This window comes from Microbacterium altimontanum, assembly GCF_058349865.2.
The window spans coordinates 77,730-98,964 of record NZ_JBYRJB020000005.1; the positions used below are offsets into that span (position 1 = coordinate 77,730).

Consider the following 21,235-nt stretch of genomic DNA (forward strand, 5'->3'; position numbering starts at 1 on the left):
GGGCCGCATGCCACATCCCGACGGCGCCCGTTCGCGGAAAGTGCTCCACGATTCGATGGCGCGGATGTCGCAGACTGGTGCAGTCCTGTGATCCGGCCGGTGACGCGGCTGCGACGCCAGGAAAGTTATCCACAGGTTCATCCCCAGGTGGGGATGAATCACACGGGTGTAATTCGGGTCAGCGCCAGCGCGTGGTCATGAGGAATCCCACGAAGGCGATGCCGAAGCCGATCGCGAGGTTCCAGGCGCCGAGGCCGGGGATCGGGAAGGTCGACCCGCTGAGGTAGAAGACCAGCACCCAGGCGAGTCCGAGGAGCATGAGGCCGATCATGATCGGCTTGAACCACACGGGGTTGGGCGCCGCCTCACCTGGGGTGCGCTCGACGGGGCGCTCGGAGAGCCGCTCGTCGTCCTTGCCAGATCGTGCCATACGAGCATTCTACGGGGAGGGGCCCTCCGGCACCGAACCCGCCGCCGTTGCACCTGCTGAACAACCGCGACCGCGACGCGTCCGCGTCCGGCCGAGCTGACTAGACTCCCCGTGTGACCGATCGCTCGGATGCTGGGGGGTCGCGGCGGCCACGTCGCGGCGCCGCGAGCGCCCGCCGTCGCAGCGGCGCCACGGTCTCCGGTGTGCTCGGCGAGCTCTTGGTCACCGCGGGTGTGCTCGTTCTGCTGTTCGTGGCATGGCAGCTGTGGATCGGCGACTGGATCGGCGCCGCCGAGAAGAACGCCGCCGGCCACAGCATCAGCGAGGACTGGGCAGCGGCGTACGGCACCCCGACGCCGACGGCCACGCCCACTGCGGCTCCGACCGCCGCGCCGTCTCCGACGCCTGTCGCCCCCGTGGTCCTGCCCGAGCCGAAGGACGCGCAGGTGTTCGGCGTCATGCACATCCCGCGCTTCGGGGCGGACTATGCAGTGCCGATCGCCGGCGGCGTCACCCGGCCCCGCACGCTCGACCCCATCGGCATCGGACACTACCCGGGCAGCCCGATGCCCGGCCAGGTCGGCAACGTCGCGCTCGCCGCGCACCGCACCACATTCGGGAAGCCGTTCAACGAGATCGCGAAGCTGCGACTGGGCGACGCGATCGTCATCGAGACCAAGGCCGGCTGGTACACGTACCGCTTCCGCAACCTCGAGTACGTCAAACCCGACGCCGTCGATGTGCTGCTGCCCGTGCCGCAGCAGCCGGGCGTCAAGGCCGACGGCCGCTATCTCACGATGACCAGCTGCAGTCCGATGTACTTCAAGTCCGAACGGATCGTGGCGTACAGCGTCTTCGACTCGTTCACGCCGCGTGCCGACGGCCCGCCGGCAGCACTGCAGGGAGGCAGCTGATGTACGCGGCGCTCTGGCGCATCCTTCCCGGTCCGTGGTGGCTGCGGGTGCTCATCCTGCTCGTCGCGGCCGCGGCGATCCTGTACGGGCTCTTCTTCTACGTCTTCCCGTGGGTGAGCGCGCTCATCGACCCGCAGGACGTGACGGTCCAATGATCAGCCCCGCGGCTGCGGCGACGGCAGCGCCCCCGGCGAGGAGCACGACACGATGACCGACATCCTCGTGGTCGACAATCATGACAGCTTCGTGCACATCCTCGTCGACCAGCTCATCGAGCTCGGGGCACGGGTCACGTTCGTGGAGGCCGATGCGATCGAGCCGCACGCCGCAGCTGCGACAATCGCCCCCTTCAACGGCGTGCTGATCTCACCCGGACCAGGCACGCCGGCCCGGGCCGGCGCATCCGTCGCCGTCGTCCGCGCCGCCTTCGCCACCGGAACTCCGCTTCTCGGCGTCTGCCTCGGGCACCAGGCCATCGCCGAAGCGTTCGGCGGCGAGGTGGGTGAGGCGCCCGAACTCATGCACGGCATCGCGTCCCAGGTGCGGCACGACGGCACCGGCGTCTTCACCGGCCTGCCGCAGCCCTTCGCCGCCGGCCGCTACCACTCTCTCGCCGTGACGCGAGTACCGGACGAGCTCGTCGTCACCGCACGCACCGCGTCGGGCACGGTGATGGGCCTCGCGCACCGGCATGCGCCGATCGCCGGGGTGCAGTTCCACCCCGAGAGCGTCCTCACCGACGGAGGTTACCTGCTGCTCGGCAACTGGCTGTCCACGACGGGCATGACGGATGCCGCAGCCTGCGGCGCGCGGATGACGGTCCGGCGCTGAAGGTCAGTCGCCGGAGCCTTCGGCGCCCTGCCCGTCGCCCTCGCCTGTGTCGCCGGTGCCGGAGCACGAGACGAGGGTGACCTCGGAGTGGATCGGCACCTCGCCGGGGCCCTGATTCTGCGACTTCACGGTGCGCGGATCGGTGGCGGCGCAGCTCGGATCGTCCTGCACCGTGACCTTCAGCTTGAGCGCCTCGAGCGCCGCCTTCGCGTCGTCGAGCGTGTAGTTCTGCGTCATGTCCACGACGGTGACGGTGCCGGTAGCGACGACGAGGTCGACGACCGAGTTCTTCGCCGCAGTCGCCCCCTCTTCGGGGGCGGTGCTCAGCACGGTGTCGGCCGCCGCATCCGGATCGTCCTCACGGCGCACCTGCCCGAGCTGCAGCCCTGCGTCTGCCAGCGCCTGCTCGGCCTTCGCCCGTGACAGGCCCACGAGCTTCGGAACCTTCGTCTCCTCGGGCCCCTTCGACACGTACACTGTGACGCGCGAGTCGCGGGCGAGGGGGGTACCGGCTTCCGGGTCGGTGCGGATGACGTCGCCCGCCGCGACGTCGGCGCTGGGCTCATCCACCCGGTAGGCGATGAGGTCGTCCTTCGCGAGTGCGCCGTTCGCCTCGTCGTATGTCATCCCGACGACGCTGGGCACGATCCGCGAGCCGTTGGGCACGACGCTGCCCGGGCGTATCGTCATCACCCAGATCAGCACGGAGATGAGCAGCACCGCCAGCACAGCGACGCCAGCCCAGATCCACGCCGCCGGCGGGCCGGCCTGGGTGCGCTTCATGGTCGGGTCGGAGCTCAGCTGTCGCAGGGAACGAGCCGTCTCAGCCGCCTGCCGCGGGTCCGGGCCGTAGAGCGAGTGAGCGAGCGTGTCGACCTGACGCTGGGTCGTCCTCTCGCCGCTGGCCGCCGCATCCAGTGCCCGGCGGAACGCCCCGGCGTCGGCGAAGCGCTGGAACGGGTCCTTCGCGAGGGCGCGCAGCACCACGGCATCGAGGGCCGGCGGCACGGTGTCGACCAGCTCGGAGGGAGGAACCGGCGCCTCGCTCACGTGCTGATACGCGACCGCGACCGGCGACTCACCGCGGAACGGCTGCCGCCCCGTGAGCAGCTCGTACAGCACCACGCCCGTGGAATACAGGTCGGCGCGCGCGTCGACGACATCGCCCTTCGCCTGCTCGGGCGAGAAGTATGCGGCGGTGCCGAGGATCGTCGTGGTCTCGGCGACCGTCGACGACGAGTCGGACACCGCGCGCGCGATGCCGAAGTCCATCACCTTGATCTGGCCGGAGGGCGTGATCATGACGTTGCCGGGCTTGATGTCGCGGTGCACGACGCCGGCGCGGTGCGAGTACTCCAGCGCCTCGAGGATGCCGTCGACGTAGCGGACGGCATCGGGAATGGGCACCGGGCCGTCGGCGATGATGTCCTTGAGGAGCCGCCCCTGCACGAGCTCCATCACGATGTACGGCAGCGGATGCGCCGTGCCCTTCTCGTCGACCTCGGTGTCTTCGCCCGCGTCGTACACGCGCACGATGGAGGTGCTCGACATGCGCGAGGCCGCCTGTGCCTCCAGGCGGAAGCGGGTGCGGAACGCGCTGTCGGCAGCGAGCTCGCTGTTGAGGATCTTGATGGCGACCGGGCGACCGAGCGTCAGGTCGTAGCCGCGGTACACCGACGCCATGCCGCCGTGCCCGATGGGCTCGTCGACACGGTAGCGGCCGGAAAGCACGCGCGGTTCGGCTGACACTTGACTCCCTGGGGTGGAACAGATGCCAGCCTAATCGACCGGCTCCGACTCGCCTTTGTCAGGGCTGGTCGGTGGTGCCGGGCTCGGGAACGGTCCCGTCGCCCTGTCCTTCGGCGGGTGGTGTGGACGGGGACGGCGCGGGGTTGATCGTCACCGACTTGTCGGGCGACGAGGGCGAGGTGAGGTCGCCGTTCCCACCCGAGCACGTGGCGGTGTACGACACGGTGAGCGTGTCGGCCGGCTTCCCGGTGACGGTCAGCTGCAGGTCGCCGGGCGAGGCGCCGGTGGTGATCGTCGAGGTGTTGCCGGAGTTCGACCCGTTGATGAACTGGCCGTTCGTCGCGGTGACGGTGTAGCCGCTCAGGTTTCCGGTACCGCTCGGGCAGGTGAAGTCGGGAAGAGTGACGATGGCGTGCCCGCCTTCGACGACCTGCCCGTCCTCGCCCGTGATCGTGGCGGCCTTCGGCTTCGTCGTGATCTCGGTCTGCGCCGTGTAGCAGGTGAGCGTGATCGTGTCGCCGGGGGTCGCGTTCCCGGTGTTGGAGACCTTCTCGACGTAGCCGACCTTGTCCTTCGACGGAGCGGGCGAGCCCTCCTCACGCTTCGGAACGAGATCGTTCTCGGTGAGCGTCGCCGCGGCGTCGTCGCAGCTCATGCTCTCAAGACCCAGTGCCCCGACGTTCACCGGTGCCGCCGTCTCAGTCTGCGAGACGCTCGGGGTTGTCTCCCGGGACGGCGTGTTCGGCGATTTCGACGGGTCGCCGCCGCCGCTCGGCTGACCGAAGATCGCCCATAGCGTGCCGGCGAGCACGATGATCAGCAGCGCGATGAGCGCGATGAGCGGCCACGTCCAGGGGCTGCGCTTCTTGGGCGGACGCTGCTCGGCCGCGGCGGGTTCGACGGGCACCGCGGAAGGCATCAGGCGGGTCGTCGCCGAGGTCGCGCCGGCCTGTGTGAGCAGCTGGGTGGCATCGTCCACACCGGCGCCGATCGCCGGCACGGCGGCAACCGCGGCGGCGATGTCGCCGCGTCGCAGCGCGGTCGCGGCGCGCGCCACGATCGCGGTGGACGCCGGCCGGTCCTCGGGCTTCTTCGCGATCATCGACATCACGAAGTTCTGCACCGGCACGGCGACCGTCGCCGGCAGCGGCGGCGCCTGGTCGTTGATCTGCGCCATCGCGATGGCGACCTGCGACTCCCCGGTGAACGGGCGCTTTCCGGCGAGGCACTCGTACGCCACGATGCCGAGCGAGTAGATGTCGGTGGCGGGCGACGCCGGGTGACCCGACGCCTGCTCGGGCGACAGGTACTGCACTGTTCCCATCACCTGACCGGTCGCCGTGAGCGGCACCTGGTCGGCGATGCGGGCGATGCCGAAGTCGGTGATCTTCACACGGCCGTCGGGCGTGATCAGCAGGTTCCCGGGCTTGATGTCGCGGTGCACGAGACCCGCGGCGTGCGCCGCCTGGAGCGCTGCGGCCGTCTGCGCGACGATGTCGAGGGTCTTGTCGGTCGACAGCGTGGTCTCGCGCTCGAGGATCGTCGACAGCGCCTCACCGGGGACGAGCTCCATGACGAGGAAGGCCGAGCCGTTCTCCTCGCCGTAGTCGAAGACGCTCGCGATTCCCTCGTGGTTCACGAGGGCGGCGTGGCGGGCCTCGGCGCGGAAGCGCTCGAGGAAGCCCGGGTCGCCCATGTACTCGTCTTTGAGGATCTTGATGGCGACGGTGCGGCCGATGACGTGGTCCGTGGCTTCCCAGACCTCGCCCATCCCGCCGATGGCGATGCGTGAGTCGAGCTCGTAGCGGCCGCCGAAGGTGACACCCTGCGTCGGTCTCATTTACCCAACACCGCCTCCATGACCTTTTTCGCGATCGGTGCCGCGATCGAGTTGCCGCTGCCCGATTGCCCGACGCCCCCGCCATTCTCCACGACGACAGCCACCGCTACCTGGGGGTCTTCTGCGGGCGCGAAACCCGTGAACCACAGCGAGTACGGCCGGTCATCGCCGTTCTGCGCTGTCCCGGTCTTGCCCGCCACGTCGACCCCGTCAATTCTTGCATTGGTCGCGATGCCCCTGCTGACGTTCGCCACCATCATCTGCACGAGTTCTTGGTTGAGATCCTCATCCAGCGACCGGCCGAACTGGGTGCTGTCGAACGTCTGCTGCACCGACAGGTCGGGGGCGACGACCTGGTCGACCATGCGCGGATTCATCACGACGCCGCCGTTCGCGACGCCGGCCGACACCATCGCCATCTGCAGCGGCGTGGCGGTGACGTCGCCCTGGCCGAATCCGCTGAGCGCGACGCGGTCGGGGGTCGCCGTGCGGGGGTACGTCGACGGCGTCGACTTCAACGGCAGCTCGAACGACGAGTTGAAGCCGTACTTCTCGGCTTCGGCCTGCATGGCCTCGTGGCCGACCTTGACGGCGAGCTCGGCCATCGGGATGTTGCAGCTGAGGCGCAGCGCATCCGCGATCGTGACCTCCTTGCCAGGACCGCACGTGCCGCCGGTGTCGTTGCGGATCTGCGTCGATGTGCCGGGCAGCGTGTAGCGGGCGACGTTCGGCAGCTTCGACTGCGGAGTGAAGTCGCCGGACGCGAGGGCGGCCGAGACGGTCACGATCTTGAACGTCGAGCCGGGCGGGTTGAGGTTGCCGCCGATGCCGCGGTTGTAGAGCGGATGCGTCGGATCGGCCTCGAGTGCGTCGTAGGTCTTGTTCACCGCGTCCGGATCGTGCGAGGCGAGCTTGTTCGTGTCGAAGCTCGGGCTCGTCACCATCGCGAGCACGCGGCCGGTCTTCGGCTCGATCGCGACCACGGCCCCCTGCAGCTTGCCGAGCGCGTCGTAGGCCGCCTTCTGCACCGACGTGTCGAGGCTCAGCACGACATTGGAGCCGCGGGCCGGCTGGCCGGTCACGATGCGCTCGATGCGGGTGAGGAACTGCGAGTTCCCGGTGCCCGACAGCTGCTGGTTCATCGCCTTCTCGATGCCGGTGGTCGAGTTCAGCACGGGATTGATGTAACCGGTGACCGGAGCCCACATCTGCGCATCGGTGTACTGGCGCTGCCAGCTGTAGATGTCCTTGGAGGGCACCGACGACGCGATGGCCTTGCCGCTCGCGATGATCGATCCTCGCTGCACGTCGAAGGAGTCGTACAGCGTGCGCTTGTTCGCCTCGTTCTGCGCGAGCGTGTCGGCCTGCACCACCTGGATCACGCTGGTCGAGCAGAACAGCGCGAGGAACATCGCCAGCATGATGATGGACAGGCGCCGGAGTTCCTTCGTCATCGGTCGCCCCCTTCGGGCGACTGGCGCGCGGCGGGCGCGCCGAATGCGTTCCGCATCGTCATATCAGCCGATCACCACCCTCGGACGTGAGCGCACGGCGTCCGACACCCGCAGCAGAATCGCGACGATCAGCCAGTTGGCCACGAGCGACGAGCCACCTGCGGCGAGGAACGGCGTCGTCAGGCCGGTGAGCGGGATGAGCCGCGTGACGCCGCCCACCATGATGAACACCTGCAGCGCGATCGTGAACGACACGCCCACCGCGAGCAGCTTGCCGAAGTCGTCCTGACCGTTCAGGCCGATCCGGATGCCACGGCTCGTGAACACCATGTACAGGGCGAGGATCGCGAACAGGCCGAACAGGCCCAGCTCCTCGCCGAGGCTGGGAAAGATGTAGTCGCTCTGCGACAGCGGAGTGAGGTACGGCCGGCCCTGGCCGAGCCCGGTGCCGATCAGTCCGCCCTTGGCCATCCCGAAGATGCCGCTGACCAGCTGATAGCTGCTGTTGTCCATGAGGGCCGGGTTGAAGGCGTCGAGCCAGTTCGTGAAGCGACCCCGCACATAGGGAAGCACGCGCGATGCGAGGAACGCTCCGCCCACCGCCAGCACGACGCCCATCAGCACCCAGCTGGTCTTGCCGGTGGCGACGTACAGCATCGCGACGAACATCCCGAAGATGAGAAGCCCCGTCCCCAGGTCGCGCTGCATCACGATGATGCCGAGCGAGACGAGCCAGACGACGAGCAGCGGGCCGAGCTCCCGGGCGCGGGGCCACGTGAAGCCCAGGAACCGCGTGCCCACGGAGGTCAACGCATCCCGCGTGCGCACGAGATAGCCGGCGAAGAAGATCGCGAGGCAGATCTTGGCGAGCTCACCCGGCTGGAAGGAGAAGATGCCGAGCGAGACCCACACGTCGGCGTTGGCATCGGTGCCCAGCCCGGGGACGATCGGCAGCACGAGCAGGACGATTCCGGCGAGGCCGAAGATGTAGGTGTACCGGAACAGGATGCGGTAGTTGCGCAGCAGGATCACCAGCAGGATCGCGCCGACGAGCGCGATGCCGGCCCACGCGAGCTGGCGGATCGAGAGAGCCGCCCATCCGTGCAGGTGCTTCGCCACGTCGATCCGATAGATCTCCGCGAGCCCGAGGCCGGTGAGCACCGTCGCGATGGGCACGACGAAGGGGTCGGCGTCGCGTGCGACGATGCGCAGGGTGATGTGCAGGGCGAGGGCGAGGGCGGTGAGGACGCCGAGGTAGTAGAGGAACTTCGGGTCGATTTCGTTCGCGGCTCCCAGCTGCACCAGCACGACCGCGGCACCGTTGACGATGAATGCGAACACGAGGAGCGCGAGTTCGCGGTTGCGCTGCGTCTGCGGCACGCGAATCTTGCGCAGCGCGCGCAGTACGGCGGTGTCGGCGGCGGGCGCCGGTGCGGGTGTCGGCTCGGTGCGGACGGGGGTGACCCCTCCCGGTGGCGTGCGCATCAGTCACCTCCGATGTTCTGGCGGAGCTGGTCGACGATCCGCTCGGCGTCCTGCAGCGACCCGGCCGAGATCGTGGACTGCACGACCTGCTGCTCGAACTCCGGCAGGGCCGACAGCGGCAGGCCGGTGTCCTCGAAGGGCGTCGCGAGCGAGATCGGTCCGATCGACTGCTGGATGCCGCGGAAGATCACGACACTGTCGTCGTCGGCGCCGACGAAGTACCGGGTCTGCGTCCATTGGTATGCACCGAACAGCGCTCCGCCGATGAGGGCGAGAACGAGGATGAGACCGGCGATCCAGCCGATGCGCCGGCGGCGCGCGCGACGGCGGTCCTCTTCGATGAGCTCTTCGAGGAACTCCTCGGCAGCCGGCTCATAGTGCGTGGGCTCGTTGGCCGCCTGGCGGTTCAGGTGCAGCCACGACACGCGGCCCGGTCGCGTCGGCGGGATCTCGACGCCCTGCGGGGTGGACGCGGCGCCCACGATCGTGGGGGTGCCCGAGACGAGCGGATGCTGACCGCCGACGTCGACGATCACCATCGTCACGTTGTCGGGGGCGCCGCCGTCGAGCGCCTGCTTGAGCAGCATGTCGGCCGTGCGGCCGGGGGCGAGGCCGAGGGCGAGCGTCTTGCCGGTGTGCGTGTCGTCGACGACACCGGACAGGCCGTCGGAGCACAGCAGCCAGCGGTCGCCGGGATGCGTCGGCATGATGAACGTGTCGACCTCGGGGTCGGCATCCATGTCGCCGAGCACGCGCATGAGCACGGAGCGGCGTGGGTGGTAGCGCGCCTCTTCGGGGGTGATGCGGCCGGAGTCGACGAGCCGCTGCACGAACGTGTGGTCGGTGGTGATCTGGGTGAGCGCGTCGTCGCGGTAGAGGTAGATGCGGGAGTCGCCGATGTGGGCGATCACGGCGTACTCGTCGACCATGATGATGGCGCACACGGTGGTGCCCATCCCGGCCAGTTCGGGCTTCGCCTTGACGGTGTCGATCAGGTCGCCGGCGGCGGCGGTGATCGCCTGCTCGAGGGCGCGCTCCGCGGCGGCCGGCGTCTCGTAGGTGTGGTCGAGGTCTTCCAGGCGTGCGATCGCGAGGCTCGAGGCGACGTCGCCGCCGGCGTGCCCGCCCATTCCGTCGGCGACCACGAACAGGTTCGACCCGGCGTAGCCGGAGTCCTGGTTGTTCGACCGCACCTTGCCGGTGTGGCTGAGCGCGGCGCTCGAACCCTGGAAGACCATGTCGGGTGCGGCCTCAGTTCCGCAGCTCGAAGGTCGTCGCGCCGACCCGGATGGGCGCGCCGATCGTCACGGGAACCGGGGAGGCCACACGCTGACCGTCGTGCCAGGTGCCGTTCGTCGAGTCGAGGTCCTGGATCATCCAGGTGTCGCCCCAGAGCACGAGCCGTGCGTGGTGGCTGGAGGTGTAGTCGTCGCGGATGACGAGGCCCGACTCGCTGGAGCGGCCGATCGTGAGCGGCTCGTTGCCGAGCGGGAGCTCGAGACCGGTCTTCGGGCCGCTCGTGATGACGATGCGCGAGACGCTGGCGGTGGTGGCGGTGCCGCCGACGGGCGCGGGCGTCTTCATCGCCTGGACGGGCATCGTGGCGTCGGCGGGGCCGGCGGTCGGTGTGGGGGCCGCGGCGGCGGCGGGTTCGGGCATCTTGCGCACCTTCACGCCGAAGAGGTCGGCGCGCAGGGAGTAGACGACCGAGAACACGAAGAACCACATCAGGACGAGGAATCCGATGCGCAGCAGGAGGAGCGTGAGTTCGCTCATCGGGCGCCTCCCCCGTCGAACAGGCGGGTCGCGGCGTCGGCCGCCGAGGTGCGGGGCGCGGCGGGGATCGTCTGCGGCACGACGCGGAAGACGATGTCGGTGCGTCCGATCGTGACGGTCGACTCGGGGGGAAGCGGTGCTTCGCCGACCTGGCGGCCGTCGAGCTTGGTGCCGTTGGTCGAGCCGAGGTCGCGCACCATCGCGCGCTCGCCGTCCCACAGGATCTCGACATGCTTGCGGCTGGTTCCGGAGTCGGCCACGGTGATGTCGGCGTCGCTCCCGCGCCCGATGACGGTGCGGCCCTTGGTGAGGGGGTGGCGCGTGCCGGCGATGTCGACGACGCCGCGCCACGAGACGGTCCCTTCGGCGTTGCGTGAGGAGACGCGGAGGGTGCCGGTCGACAGGGCGTCGTCGCGCTGGAGGGTGACGGAGACCGGGCCGGCGAAGGAGTAGTGCTGGGATGCGGCGTGCGTGCGCACGATCTCGGTGAGCTCGGTGATCAGGGCAGAGCCGATCGCGGCCATCTTCTCGTCGTCGGCGGGAGCGAGGCGCACGGCGAAGGTGTTGGGCACGAGGATGCGGTCGCGTGACACGACGGCCGCCTTCTTGTCGAGTTCGCTGCGCAGGGCTGACGCGATCTCGACCGGCTGAATGCCGCTGCGGAAGGTCTTTGCGAACGCGCCGTTCACGGCACGCTCGAGACCCTTCTCGAAGCTGTCAAGTAGTCCCACGCGGCTCCTCAGGCAGGCTGATCAGTGGCTACATGCTAGCCATACCGGCTGAAGACGACATGGATTCAGTCCACAGGCAGGGGTTCTCGCAGGCGCTTGTCGGGCGAGTTCTCGCTGCTGCGGCGCGTTCGAGGCCACGTCGCATGCGTGTTATCCTCGTGAGGTTGAGTACGAGGGCGACCTCGTCTCGCGCGAGTGGCGGAATAGGTAGACGCGCTGGCTTCAGGTGCCAGTGCCCGCAAGGGCGTGGGGGTTCAAGTCCCCCCTCGCGCACGAATGTGAAGAGGTCCCGTCAGGGGCCTTTTCTCATTGTCCGTCAGGATGTCGACGAGAACCGCCGTAGGGACAAGTCCCCCCTCGAGCACAGACGGAAGAGGCCTGGTCAGCCGCAGCGAGCGCCGTGCGCCGCACCTCTCGCGCGGGATCAGTTGCGCGACGGTGCGGGATCCCCTGGTCCGAAGGACTGCTCCAATCCGTCCGATGACTCGGCCTCGGGCGAGAACGCCTGACGCCGACGCGAGAGCTCGGCCGTCAGCATCCGTTCACGTGAGCGCAACCGGTGGCAGTCGTCGCGCTCCCGCTCCCAGCCGACCTTCTCGAGCTCGACCAGGAGTTCGCGGATCGTCGCGTTCTGCAGATTGAACGCGAACGGTTTCGATTGATGGCCATCCATGACAGTCCACCTCTCTGTGCGAGAAGCTCCGGACCTCTGAATCTCGTCGTCGCCGACCGGTCGGAGTGCGCCTGCAACGGTGCAGAAGCTCTTCTTCCCTCTATCTTCAGCATCGCATTCGGGCGTCGGCCAGGGGTTGACTTGCGGAAGATTCACCCGTTCGGGTGAAGGCGCCGCCGCCCGGCGGCCCAACGGTCAGGCGCTCAGTACGGACAGCACATTGCCGGCCGGGTCCCGGAACCACGCGATGTCGGGACCGCGCCCATTCCCGCGCGCGATGCCCTTCTCGTCCGTGCCGAAGTCGGGGTCCCGGTAGATCTTGGTCACGACCCCACGAGAGTTGAGGTCATCCACCGCCGCGTCGACATCCGGCACCGCGAAATTGAGGATCGTGAAGCTCGCCGGCTCGTGGTCGGGCTTCGAGTACGCGAGGATGCGAGCCCCCGAACCCAGCACGATCTCAAGGAACCCCATCGCGTTCTCCACCACCTCCAGCCCGAGCCTCTCGCCGTAGAAGGACTTGGCGGCGGCCGCGTCGTTCACGCTGAAGCCGCTGAACGCGTTGTCGGGAGTGAATCCCGTCATGGCACAAGCATCCGCTCTCGACAGCCGAATGAGAAGGGCTACTCCAGCACGGGCATGAGGGCGAACACCAGCTCGTCGACCTCGCGCTGAAGCGCCGGCGCGAACTGCGCCGACCGCGACACCTGCGTGAACCCGTTGCGCTCGATCACCGCGATCGATGCCGGGTTGTGCGCCGCCACCCGTGCGTACAGCGGACGCGTCGACTCCCGCGAGACGAGGAGCCGCAGCACCTCGGTGGCCACGCCCCTCCTCCACGCGTGCCGCGCGATCCAATACGTCACCTCACGGTCGCCGTCCACTGTGAAGCTGCCCGCGATGCCCGCGAATCCGCCCCGTTCGGTCACCACGTGCATCGAGACGTCGGATCGGGAGCGCTGCCGTGCGATCCACTCGTCGAAGGCCGTGCGGTCCGCGCCGTCCGTCGACGTGAACGCCGCCATCTCGCGTGCCTCGGGGTCGGCCATCATGTCGAAGACGGCGTCGAGATCGTCGTCCTCGAGGTCGCGCAGCTCGATGTGGGCCATGGCCCCACGGTACCTGCGCGGCCCGGCGACGCGAAAGGTTGCGGCTCCTGGTCGACCGCCGCGAGAGGGGCGCCGCAGACGGTCGAGCGGCGCGAGAATCAGCCCAGGCCGTGCTGCAGGCGCAGGATGCGTTCCGCTCGATCCCCGTCCCGAGCCGCGACGGCGTCCCGGAACACGCGATACATGTCCGTGCGCTCCGCCTCGTCATCGATGCTTGGCGACCATCCCCGGAGATTCCGCCGCAGCGCGAACTCGCTCTCCTCCAGGGTGTTCTGCAGCGCGCGATTGCCGCTGGCGTACGTCGCCGCGACGAAGAACGCGATGCTCACCCGCATCAGCTCGCCGCGATCGCCCGCCGTCGAGGCCCCGATCATGTCGTCGATCCCGTCGAGCAGCTCCTCGAGCTTCTCGTCGCTGCAGCGCGCGAGCGTCATCCGCACCGCCGCGCCCATGAGATAGACGACGAACTCGTGCGTCGACGCGCGCATCGAATCGTCGGGGACGGACACCCGCGTCCACCGATTCGCCGACACCTCGACAAGTCCGCTGCGCTCCAGCCGCTGCAGCGCCTCGCGCACGGGCGTGCGTGACACCCCCAGGCTCTCGGCGAGCTCGACGTCGCGCAGCCTCTCCCCCGGAGCGAGACGCTCGTCGAGGATCGCCTCCCCGAGAATGTGGTACACCTCGTCGCCGAGGACGGCACCCCGCGGATCAAGCGGCGCAAAAGCAACATCGCTGGTCATGGACAACCCAAGTCATTTCTCAATCGTGGATCCGGGCGTTTGGGGCCGTCCGGGAGTCAACAAGAGCACTGGGGATGGCTCGGAATATATCAGTCCCGCGTATCAAGAGCACGCCCCGGCGTATCCGCACCTGCGGGTCGCGGCGACCACGTCATGATGCGACGGAGTCAGCAGCCGTTCGGGCCGATATATCAGTACAGTGGATACGCCGCGCTTCGCGTGGCCTATCCGGGGGGATCCGTGGACGCCCGGGTCGTTCTGGCCCTAGGCCCGGCCCGGGCGTCTCATGGTGTTCCGGTCATGCAACATTTCTGTCACCATCTGATATCACTCTCCCGTTCCGACCCTCGTTTGACTACGGTTGAGGGAATCCGACGCACCGTGCGCCGGAAATGCAAAAGAACGGCAGTACATGAGCACGCAGGGCACCGTCAAGTGGTTCAACTCCGAAAAGGGGTTCGGCTTCATCGCTCCTGACGACGGCGGCGCGGACGTTTTCGCGCACTACACCGCCATCCAGTCGAACGGCTACCGCTCCCTCGAGGAGAACCAGCGGGTCGAGTTCGACGTCGCACAGGGCCCCAAGGGTCTGCAGGCGGAGAACATCCGTCCCGTGTGACTATCGTGACGGCGCTCTGCCGCAGCTGATCTCCGCGACGAGATTGCGCGGCAGGGCGCCGTCGCACGCGCAGGCGCCTCAGCGACGCGTCGACATCCGATCGTAGGATGCCAGCGCCTGCGCGTCTTCGGCGTGCCGCATGGCGCGCCTCGCTGCGTCGAGCGCCTCCACCGGATCGCCCAGCTGCCGTGCCGTTGCGAGTTCCTGCTGCGCCGACGCCAGCCGCACCCGTGCGTCGACGCCGGCGGTCGCGACGGCCGCCTCCGCCTGCGCCACCGCGTTCTGCGCCGCAGCCATCGTGCCCGGCAGCGCCGTGCGCGCCCCGTGCAGTCGCTGCTGTGCCGTCCGCGCATCGCCGAGAGCGAGGTCGAGGCGGTCGCGCAGCCGCGCGATCGCGTCCACGGTCGCCCGCGGCCGACGCTGTCCATCGCCCTGCGCCCTCGCCAAGGCCGCCTCGGCGTCGTCGATCGCGGCCCCGAGCCGCTGTGACGCATCCGGCTCGAGGGATTCGCGCGTCACGAGCGCCTGACGGATGGCGCCGCGCGCCGCCTCGATCTCGTCGGGCAGTGCCGCGGCGGCCTGCGTGACGAGCCGATGCACCGTCTCGAGCCGCCGCATCTGGGACTGCGCCGACCGGACGCGGCGTTCCGCCAGGGTGAGGTCGCTCAGCGCGCTCCGCGACGGGTCGTGTGCGCTCTCTGCGGCGCGGTCGAGGAGCACCTGCGCCTCGTCGACCTGTGCTTCGGCAGCGGATGCGGCGGCCGACGCATCCGTGTACTCGCTCTCGTCGAATCGCGCGCGCAGCTCGTCGAGCAGCGCGGTCGGATCTCCCATCTCCTGCCGCACGTGGTCCAAGCGGCCCCGCGCGGCGTCGACCTGAGCGGCGGCCGACGTGTTCTCGCGCATCCACTGCTCGTTGTCGGCACGCGCTCGCGCGATGACGCCCAGCGCCTCGTCGATGCGGGCTGTGATCCGCTGCGCGCGGCGCTGCGCCTCGCCGGGCATGAGCGAGCCGGCATCGTCGAGCGCGGCGTAGTCGGCGAACGACGCATCGCGCACGGTCTGGCCCGTCATCCGCGCCCGGCGCAGCGATGCCGGGGCCCCGCCGCCGTACAGCGCACCGGAGAGGCCGACCTCGAGATCGAGCTCCTCGACCTCGTCGTCCAGACGCACCAGACTCTGCCCCGCGGCCACGCGCGCCGCGTCGGCGGCGGCTTTCGCGCGGGGAGAACGACGCGACGCGCGCACCGCCACTGCGATCGCGATGCCGGCGAGGGCGGCCACGCCGAACACGACGAGTGCCGGCACGAGCCACCGCAGGATCTCGCCGACGACGGCTGCGGCATCCATGTCAGTCGTCCTCCGCGGGGAGCAGCAGCAGCGCGCGGAGCTCGTCGACCGTCTCGACCGCCGCTTGTGCGCCCTCCGACTCGTGGGGCCAGCTGAAGCCCCAGCGCACGAAGATGACCGGGACGTCCTGCTCGACACCGCCCTCGACGTCGTGGTGTCGGTCGCCGATGAGCACCGGGCGCTCGGTGTCGGCGCCGGCGGCCTCGAGCCGGCGCAGCGCCTCGCCGATGATGTCGGCCTTGCGGCTCAGGGTGCGCTCGTCGGGGGTCGCACCGGCCATCGCGACCAGGTGCCGAGCGACGTCGAAGTGCTCCATGAGCGCGACGACCTGCACCTCGGGCTTAGAGCTCGCCGTCGCCTGCGGGATCCCGGCGGCATCGAGGTCGGCGATCAGGTCGGCGACGCCGGCGAACAGTCGCGCACCGGTGGTGTATCCGTGCGCCTTGCCGATCTCGCGGTAGTAGGTCACAGCCTCGGCGGCCTCCTCGGGGGTGACCCCGAGGTTCGTCTGCATCGACTCGAACATCGGCGGACCGATCCAGTGCACGAGCTCCGCCCGGGTCGGCGCGGGGTGACCGAAGTGCTCGAGAGCCATCGTGAGCCGGTGCAGAATGCCCTCGGATGCGTCCACGATCGTGCCGTCGACATCCCACAGGATGCAGGTGAAAGGGGATCGCGCGGGCATGGGTCCAGCCTAGGCGGTGCGCCCGCGGCGCCTCCCGCGGGCCGAGACTCCATCTGCACGCACAGCACGGCGGCGCCTGGGACTGCTCGCCTGTCGCAAATCGACGTTCAGCGGCCCCACGAAGGTCGATTTGCGACAGGGGAACGGTCCAGTCCAATAGGGCACGGGGCGACGGTCCGGGCAGGCCGAGGGGAACGGACCAGCGATGCGGTACGGCGTCAGAAGAGACGGGGCGCCCCCGACTCGATGCCCTTCATCCCGTCGTAGTCGAGGGTGACGCAGCGGATGCCGCGGTCTGCCGCGAGGACCTTGGCCTGCGGCTTGATCTCCTGCGCCGCGAAGACGCCCGTCACGGGCGCCAGATGGGGATCGCGGCCGAGCAGCTCGAGGTAGCGGGTGAGCTGCTCGACGCCGTCGATGTCGCCGCGGCGCTTGACCTCGACGGCGATCGTGCCGCCGGCCGGATCGCGCAGCAGCAGATCCACGGGGCCGATGGCCGTGGGGAACTCGCGCCGTACGAGCTGCAGCCCGGCGCCGATGAGATCGACCTGCTCGGCCAGCAGCCGCTGCAGATCCGACTCGACCCCGTCCTTCACCAGGCCCGGGTCGACGCCGAGCTCGTGGTCGGAGTCGTGCACGAGCTCATAGATCTGCACGACGAGCTCATCGCCCGACTTGCGGTGGGTGACGCGCCACTGCTCGACCACGCCGGCGGCCGACGCATCCTCTCCCGGCTCCTCGACGACGAGGCTGCACGGCGGGCTCATCCAGTTCAGCGGCTTGTACGATCCGCCGTCGGAGTGCACGAGCAGGCTGCCGTCGTTCTTGTGCACCAGCAGGCGCGTCGCGAGCGGCAGGTGCGCGTTGAGACGGCCACGGTAATCGACGGAGCAGCGGGCGATGACAAGACGCACCCGACGAGCCTACCCGCGCGATGCGAGAGGATCGACGGGTGGGAACCGAGGCGAACGAGGGCGCGGCACGGCGCGCGGCGCTCGCCGTCGCGGCTCTGAGCCTCGGCACGACGCTGAATCCGCTCAACTCGTCGATGATCGCGGTCGCGCTGCTGTCGCTGCAGCACGACTTCGGCGTGAGCGTGGCCGACGTCACGTGGGTCATCACCGTCTTCTACATCGCGTCGACGATCGGCCAGCCGCTCATGGGCCGCGTCATCGACGCGTTCGGGGCGCGGCGCATCTTCTGCGCCGGCATGGTGCTCGTGATCGCCTCGGGCGTGATCGCCCCGCTCGGCGGGTTCGCGCTCGTGCTCATCGCGCGAGGCATCCTCGCCCTCGGCACCTCGGTCGCCTTCCCCGCCGCCGTCGCGCTCGTCGGACCGCTCGCCGCCGCATCCGGCACCACTCCCCCACGGCTGCTCGCCCGCATCCAGGTCGCGAACACGACGGCCGCCGCCCTCGGCCCCGTGGTCGGCGGTCTGCTGATCGCGCTCGCCGGTTGGCCGGCGATCTTCCTCGTGAACGTGCCGCTCGGCGTCGCTGCTCTCGTGAGCGTGTGGATACTCGCGCCGCGCGACACCCCGCGCACGGCCGTCACCGCCGCTGCCGTCGTGCGCATCCTCGACCCGGCCGGCGTGGTCGCGTTCGCGGGCGCAGCCGTGACGCTGCTCATCGTGCTGCTCGGTGCTGCCGGCGCGGCGCTCTGGCCGATGCTGGTGATCGGAGTGGTCGCGCTGGGCCTGTTCGTCTGGCGTGAGCTGCGCGCACGGGCGCCGTTCATCGATGTGCGCATGCTCGCCGCGAATCGCGCGCTGACGCTCAGCTACGTGGGGTTCACGGTGTTCAGCGCCCTGTACTACCTCGCGTTCTTCGGGCTCCCCCAGCTGCTGGAGTCGGCGGGCGGGTACTCGACCGCGATCGTGGGCGTGCTCATGCTTCCGCTGTCGGGCATGACGATCGCCGTCGCCCCCCTCGTGGCACGCGCGATCGACCGCCGGGGACTCGCCCCCGTGCTCGTCACCGGGGCGATCGTGCTGCTCGTCTCGGCGGGGTCGCTCTGGATCGGCGTGGCCACGACCGCGCCGGTGTTCATGCTGCTGATGGCCGGGCTCATGGGCATCCCCTACTGCATCGGCTCGCTCGTGCTCACCGAGGGGGTCCGCCGTTCGGCGCCGCGCGATGCGGTGGGAGTCGCATCCGGCCTGCTGCAGTCCACGCGCTACCTCGGCGCGATCAGCGCGACGGTCGTGCTCGGGCATCTGCTGACGGGCGGGGCGGATGCGTCGGCCTGGGCATCGGTCGTCGTCGCGGCCGTCGCGATCGGGGTGGTCCACCTCGTCGTGGCGCTGCTCACCGCCGCGGCGTATCGGCGGGCGTGAGCGGCTCCCGTGGCCTGACCTCTCGCGTCGGCCGGGTGCCCGCGGCGCCCCGCGGCGGGGACGCGGGGTCTCAGTCGCGGCGGTCGCTGCGCTCGGAATGCCCGGCGCCGACCGTCGAGCCGGCGATCGGACGAGCGGCGCCCGAGGCGAAGCCGGACAGCACGATGAGGCCGACGATGATGTACAGGGTGTTCAGCAGCCCGATGTGATCGCTGATGAAACCGAGCACCGGCGGCCCCGCGAGGAACGCGACATACCCGATCGTCGCCGTCGCGCTCACGCGGGCGGCGGCCTTCGCGGGATCGTCGGCGGCCGCCGACATGCCGAGCGGGAAGCCGAGCGATGCGCCCATGCCCCACAGCGCCGCCCCCACGAAGACGAGCGGCAGGTTCGGCGCGAGGATGAACAGCAGCAGCCCGCCGCCGGCGAGCACCGCGAGGATGCGCAGCGTGGCGACGCGGCCGATGCTGTCGACGAGCGGTCCGCCGAGCACCCGCAGCACCGTCATGCACACCGAGAACGTCGCGAGGGCCGCGGCGCCCATCGCCTGCGGGGCGTCGTGCCCGTCGACCACGCCGAGTGCGAGCCAGTCGTTGGCCGCACCCTCGGCGAACGCCATCCCGAGCATGATGAGTCCGAGCGCGTAGGTGCGCGGCTCCTTCCATGCCGACAGGGCGAGATGCAGACGCTCGCGCCATCCCTCCTTCTGCGCGTGAGCGTCGGCCTCGTCCATCGTCGCCTCGCGCGCCGGCACGTTCGCGATCGCGACGATGCCGACGACCACGATGATCGCGGAGATGATCGGCAGGTGCACGGCGGGCACCATCTTGAGCGCGATGGCGGCGACGCCGAGGCCGGCGCCGATCACGGTGCCGAAGCTGAAGAACGCGTGGAAGAGGGGCAGCAGGGTTCGCCCGAACTGCTTCTCGATCGCGGTGCCCTCGACGTTCATCATGACGTCGAGGCAGCCGTTGCCGAACCCCCACAGCACGAGTCCCCCGATGACGGCGATCCAGGAGTGGAAGACGTCGGCGCCGAGGCCGATCAGGGCGACTCCGACCGCGAACGTCACCATCATCACGAGCATGCCGCGGCGTGCGCCCAGCCGGGCCAGCACGACCGAGCTGACCGAGAGGCCGAGGATCGACGCGACTCCGCCGACGAGCAGCATCAGACCGACATCCGTGCGGCTGATCCCGAGGGTGTCGCGGATCGCGGGCACCCGCGCGGACCACGTCGCGATGCTCAGTCCGCTGGCGAGGAAGATCGCGAAGACCGCGGTGCGCCAGCGCACGAGTTGGGAGTGGGTCAGCACGAGATCCATCGGGTCAGTGTACCGAATCGATTCGGAGCGCGCGGTTCCCCGCCCGGCCGGAGGTCGAGATCGCCGGGTAGCATCGGGAGCGATGAGCATACGCAGAGCGACGATCGCCGATGTGGCGCGGGCCGCCGGCGTCGCGGCGTCGACCGCCTCGGTCGTGTTCAGCGGCAAGACGCCGGTGTCGGATGCGACGCGTGAGCGGGTGCTCCAAGCGGCAGCGGAGCTCGGCTACACCGGCCCCGACCCGCGCGCCGCCTCCCTGCGCCGCGGGCGCAGCGGCATCGTCGGCATCGTGTTCCAGGGTGCGCTGCGCACGGTGTTCCTCGACCCGGTCACCCGGATCATGATGGACGGCATCGCGGAGGGCGTCGCGCCGCTCGGCGCGGGCCTGCTCCTGCTGCGGGAGGACGATGCGGCCGACGAGCACACGCGCGACGATCCGGAGAGCCGCCCGCGAGAGCCCCGCCTCACCACCGCACCGCTCGACGCCGCCGTTCTCGTCGGGTGCAACGGGCGGATGCGGGAATCGCTCGGGATACTCCGCTCGCGCGGCATCCCCGTCGTCGTCGTGGAGGGCGACGCGGGGGAGGGAGTGCCGCAGGTCAATCTCGACAACCGCGAGGCGCAGGAGCAGATGGCGCGTCATGTCCGCTCGCTCGGGCACGAGCACGTGGCGATGGTGACTCTTCCGCGGGATGCGCGGGGCGAACGCGGATGGCACGGCGACGGCGATGTGCTCACGGTCGACGTGACGCGTGACCGGCTCGCCGGATTCCGTGACGTGTACGCCGGTGCTCCCGCCTTCGCTGCCGGAGCGAGCTCGATCGACGAGGGGCTCATCGCGGGGCGTGTGCTGTTCGCGAACCCGGCCGCGCAGCCCACCGCGGTGCTCGCGCAGAGCGATCTGCTCGCGGCAGGAGTGATCCGTGCGGCCGAGGAGGCGGGCATGCGGGTGCCGAACGACGTCAGCGTGACGGGCTTCGACGGCGTGAACGTCGACGGGCTCGCGCCGTACGTGCTGACGACGATGGTCCAGCCGGCCGCCGACAAGGGACGGATGGCGGGCCAGGCGATCGCGGCCATGCTCGACGGCGGCAGCCCGGCATCCTTCCGCTTCACGTGCACATTCCGAGCCGGGAACACGTCGACCGCGCGCTGATTCATTGCAGAACGGCGCGGGTGCGGGAGGC

The 21,235-nt window shown here is 69.8% G+C and carries 22 protein-coding genes and 1 tRNA gene; 7 read left to right on the forward strand and 16 right to left on the reverse strand.

Annotated features, from left to right (window positions below; translation table 11 throughout):
* Positions 1 to 178: 178 nt before the first annotated feature.
* A complete protein-coding gene (locus AC3RX1_RS09955; protein WP_491501079.1) occupies positions 179 to 430 on the reverse strand; it encodes a cell division protein CrgA in 252 nt (83 codons plus the stop codon).
* A gap of 113 nt (positions 431 to 543) precedes the next feature.
* Here AC3RX1_RS09955 and AC3RX1_RS09960 point away from each other — a divergent pair, with 113 nt between their 5' ends.
* The 3 genes from AC3RX1_RS09960 to AC3RX1_RS09970 are packed head-to-tail and all read left to right on the forward strand — an operon-like array spanning position 544 to position 2,175.
* Positions 544 to 1,344 (forward strand): class E sortase, encoded by an 801-nt coding sequence (locus AC3RX1_RS09960; RefSeq protein WP_491501080.1) that lies wholly within the window; start codon positions 544 to 546, stop codon positions 1,342 to 1,344.
* Positions 1,344 to 1,499 (forward strand): hypothetical protein, encoded by a 156-nt coding sequence (locus AC3RX1_RS09965; RefSeq protein ID WP_491501081.1) that lies wholly within the window; start codon positions 1,344 to 1,346, stop codon positions 1,497 to 1,499. Before AC3RX1_RS09960 ends, AC3RX1_RS09965 begins: the two co-directional genes overlap by 1 nt.
* Before the next feature lie 52 nt (positions 1,500 to 1,551).
* The gene (locus AC3RX1_RS09970; protein ID WP_491501082.1) at positions 1,552 to 2,175 is read left to right on the forward strand and encodes an anthranilate synthase component II; all 624 of its coding nucleotides are present in this window, start codon (positions 1,552 to 1,554) and stop codon (positions 2,173 to 2,175) included.
* A 3-nt stretch (positions 2,176 to 2,178) separates the two neighbouring features.
* Here AC3RX1_RS09970 and pknB read toward each other — a convergent pair whose 3' ends face one another.
* The 7 genes from pknB to AC3RX1_RS10005 all read right to left on the reverse strand — a co-directional run bounded on the left by pknB (position 2,179) and on the right by AC3RX1_RS10005 (position 11,210).
* A complete protein-coding gene (gene pknB, locus AC3RX1_RS09975) occupies positions 2,179 to 3,924 on the reverse strand; it encodes a Stk1 family PASTA domain-containing Ser/Thr kinase (protein WP_491501083.1) in 1,746 nt (581 codons plus the stop codon).
* A gap of 58 nt (positions 3,925 to 3,982) precedes the next feature.
* Positions 3,983 to 5,764 (reverse strand): serine/threonine-protein kinase, encoded by a 1,782-nt coding sequence (locus AC3RX1_RS09980; RefSeq protein WP_491501084.1) that lies wholly within the window; start codon positions 5,762 to 5,764, stop codon positions 3,983 to 3,985.
* Positions 5,761 to 7,218 carry a peptidoglycan D,D-transpeptidase FtsI family protein gene (locus tag AC3RX1_RS09985; RefSeq protein WP_491501085.1) on the reverse strand — a complete coding sequence of 486 codons (1,458 nt, stop codon included), beginning with the start codon at positions 7,216 to 7,218 and terminating at the stop codon, positions 5,761 to 5,763. Before AC3RX1_RS09985 ends, AC3RX1_RS09980 begins: the two co-directional genes overlap by 4 nt.
* 63 nt (positions 7,219 to 7,281) lie before the next feature.
* On the reverse strand, positions 7,282 to 8,703 hold the full coding sequence (locus AC3RX1_RS09990) for an FtsW/RodA/SpoVE family cell cycle protein (protein ID WP_491501086.1): 1,422 nt from the start codon (positions 8,701 to 8,703) through the stop codon (positions 7,282 to 7,284).
* Positions 8,703 to 9,941 (reverse strand): PP2C family protein-serine/threonine phosphatase, encoded by a 1,239-nt coding sequence (locus AC3RX1_RS09995; protein WP_491501087.1) that lies wholly within the window; start codon positions 9,939 to 9,941, stop codon positions 8,703 to 8,705. The genes AC3RX1_RS09990 and AC3RX1_RS09995 overlap by 1 nt, the downstream gene beginning before the upstream one ends.
* Before the next feature lie 13 nt (positions 9,942 to 9,954).
* The gene (locus AC3RX1_RS10000; protein ID WP_491501088.1) at positions 9,955 to 10,479 is read right to left on the reverse strand and encodes an FHA domain-containing protein FhaB/FipA; all 525 of its coding nucleotides are present in this window, start codon (positions 10,477 to 10,479) and stop codon (positions 9,955 to 9,957) included.
* Positions 10,476 to 11,210, reverse strand: coding sequence for an FHA domain-containing protein (locus AC3RX1_RS10005; RefSeq protein WP_491501089.1), 735 nt, complete (start codon positions 11,208 to 11,210; stop codon positions 10,476 to 10,478). The genes AC3RX1_RS10000 and AC3RX1_RS10005 overlap by 4 nt, the downstream gene beginning before the upstream one ends.
* Before the next feature lie 189 nt (positions 11,211 to 11,399).
* Between AC3RX1_RS10005 and AC3RX1_RS10010 the strand changes: the two genes are divergently transcribed.
* Positions 11,400 to 11,483, forward strand: a tRNA-Leu gene (locus AC3RX1_RS10010).
* 151 nt (positions 11,484 to 11,634) lie between these two features.
* Here AC3RX1_RS10010 and AC3RX1_RS10015 read toward each other — a convergent pair.
* The 4 genes from AC3RX1_RS10015 to AC3RX1_RS10030 form a co-directional block, all read right to left on the reverse strand.
* The gene (locus AC3RX1_RS10015) at positions 11,635 to 11,883 is read right to left on the reverse strand and encodes a hypothetical protein (protein ID WP_491501090.1); all 249 of its coding nucleotides are present in this window, start codon (positions 11,881 to 11,883) and stop codon (positions 11,635 to 11,637) included.
* 195 nt (positions 11,884 to 12,078) lie between these two features.
* The gene (locus AC3RX1_RS10020) at positions 12,079 to 12,468 is read right to left on the reverse strand and encodes a VOC family protein (protein ID WP_491501091.1); all 390 of its coding nucleotides are present in this window, start codon (positions 12,466 to 12,468) and stop codon (positions 12,079 to 12,081) included.
* A 38-nt stretch (positions 12,469 to 12,506) separates the two neighbouring features.
* Positions 12,507 to 12,992, reverse strand: a complete 486-nt coding sequence (locus tag AC3RX1_RS10025; RefSeq protein WP_491501092.1) for a GNAT family N-acetyltransferase — start codon at positions 12,990 to 12,992, stop codon at positions 12,507 to 12,509.
* Positions 12,993 to 13,090: 98 nt separating this feature from the next.
* On the reverse strand, positions 13,091 to 13,735 hold the full coding sequence (locus AC3RX1_RS10030) for a GntR family transcriptional regulator (RefSeq protein ID WP_491501093.1): 645 nt from the start codon (positions 13,733 to 13,735) through the stop codon (positions 13,091 to 13,093).
* Positions 13,736 to 14,147: 412 nt separating this feature from the next.
* Here AC3RX1_RS10030 and AC3RX1_RS10035 point away from each other — a divergent pair, with 412 nt between their 5' ends.
* Positions 14,148 to 14,354 (forward strand): cold-shock protein, encoded by a 207-nt coding sequence (locus AC3RX1_RS10035; protein ID WP_491501094.1) that lies wholly within the window; start codon positions 14,148 to 14,150, stop codon positions 14,352 to 14,354.
* A gap of 78 nt (positions 14,355 to 14,432) precedes the next feature.
* Here the strand turns inward: AC3RX1_RS10035 and AC3RX1_RS10040 are convergent, their stop codons facing one another.
* From AC3RX1_RS10040 to nucS, 3 genes are all read right to left on the reverse strand, one after another.
* On the reverse strand, positions 14,433 to 15,704 hold the full coding sequence (locus AC3RX1_RS10040; RefSeq protein ID WP_491501095.1) for a hypothetical protein: 1,272 nt from the start codon (positions 15,702 to 15,704) through the stop codon (positions 14,433 to 14,435).
* 1 nt (position 15,705) lies between these two features.
* Positions 15,706 to 16,389, reverse strand: coding sequence for an HAD hydrolase-like protein (locus tag AC3RX1_RS10045; RefSeq protein ID WP_491501096.1), 684 nt, complete (start codon positions 16,387 to 16,389; stop codon positions 15,706 to 15,708).
* A 218-nt stretch (positions 16,390 to 16,607) separates the two neighbouring features.
* Entirely contained in the window at positions 16,608 to 17,303 is a 696-nt protein-coding gene (gene nucS, locus AC3RX1_RS10050) for an endonuclease NucS (protein WP_491501097.1), read from the reverse strand.
* Between the two features lie 38 nt (positions 17,304 to 17,341).
* Here nucS and AC3RX1_RS10055 point away from each other — a divergent pair, with 38 nt between their 5' ends.
* Positions 17,342 to 18,724 (forward strand): MFS transporter, encoded by a 1,383-nt coding sequence (locus AC3RX1_RS10055; protein WP_491501098.1) that lies wholly within the window; start codon positions 17,342 to 17,344, stop codon positions 18,722 to 18,724.
* Positions 18,725 to 18,794: 70 nt separating this feature from the next.
* Here the strand turns inward: AC3RX1_RS10055 and AC3RX1_RS10060 are convergent, their stop codons facing one another.
* A complete protein-coding gene (locus AC3RX1_RS10060; protein WP_491501099.1) occupies positions 18,795 to 20,048 on the reverse strand; it encodes an MFS transporter in 1,254 nt (417 codons plus the stop codon).
* A gap of 82 nt (positions 20,049 to 20,130) precedes the next feature.
* Between AC3RX1_RS10060 and AC3RX1_RS10065 the strand changes: the two genes are divergently transcribed.
* Positions 20,131 to 21,204 carry a LacI family DNA-binding transcriptional regulator gene (locus AC3RX1_RS10065; protein WP_491501100.1) on the forward strand — a complete coding sequence of 358 codons (1,074 nt, stop codon included), beginning with the start codon at positions 20,131 to 20,133 and terminating at the stop codon, positions 21,202 to 21,204.
* The last annotated feature ends 31 nt before the right edge of the window (positions 21,205 to 21,235 follow it).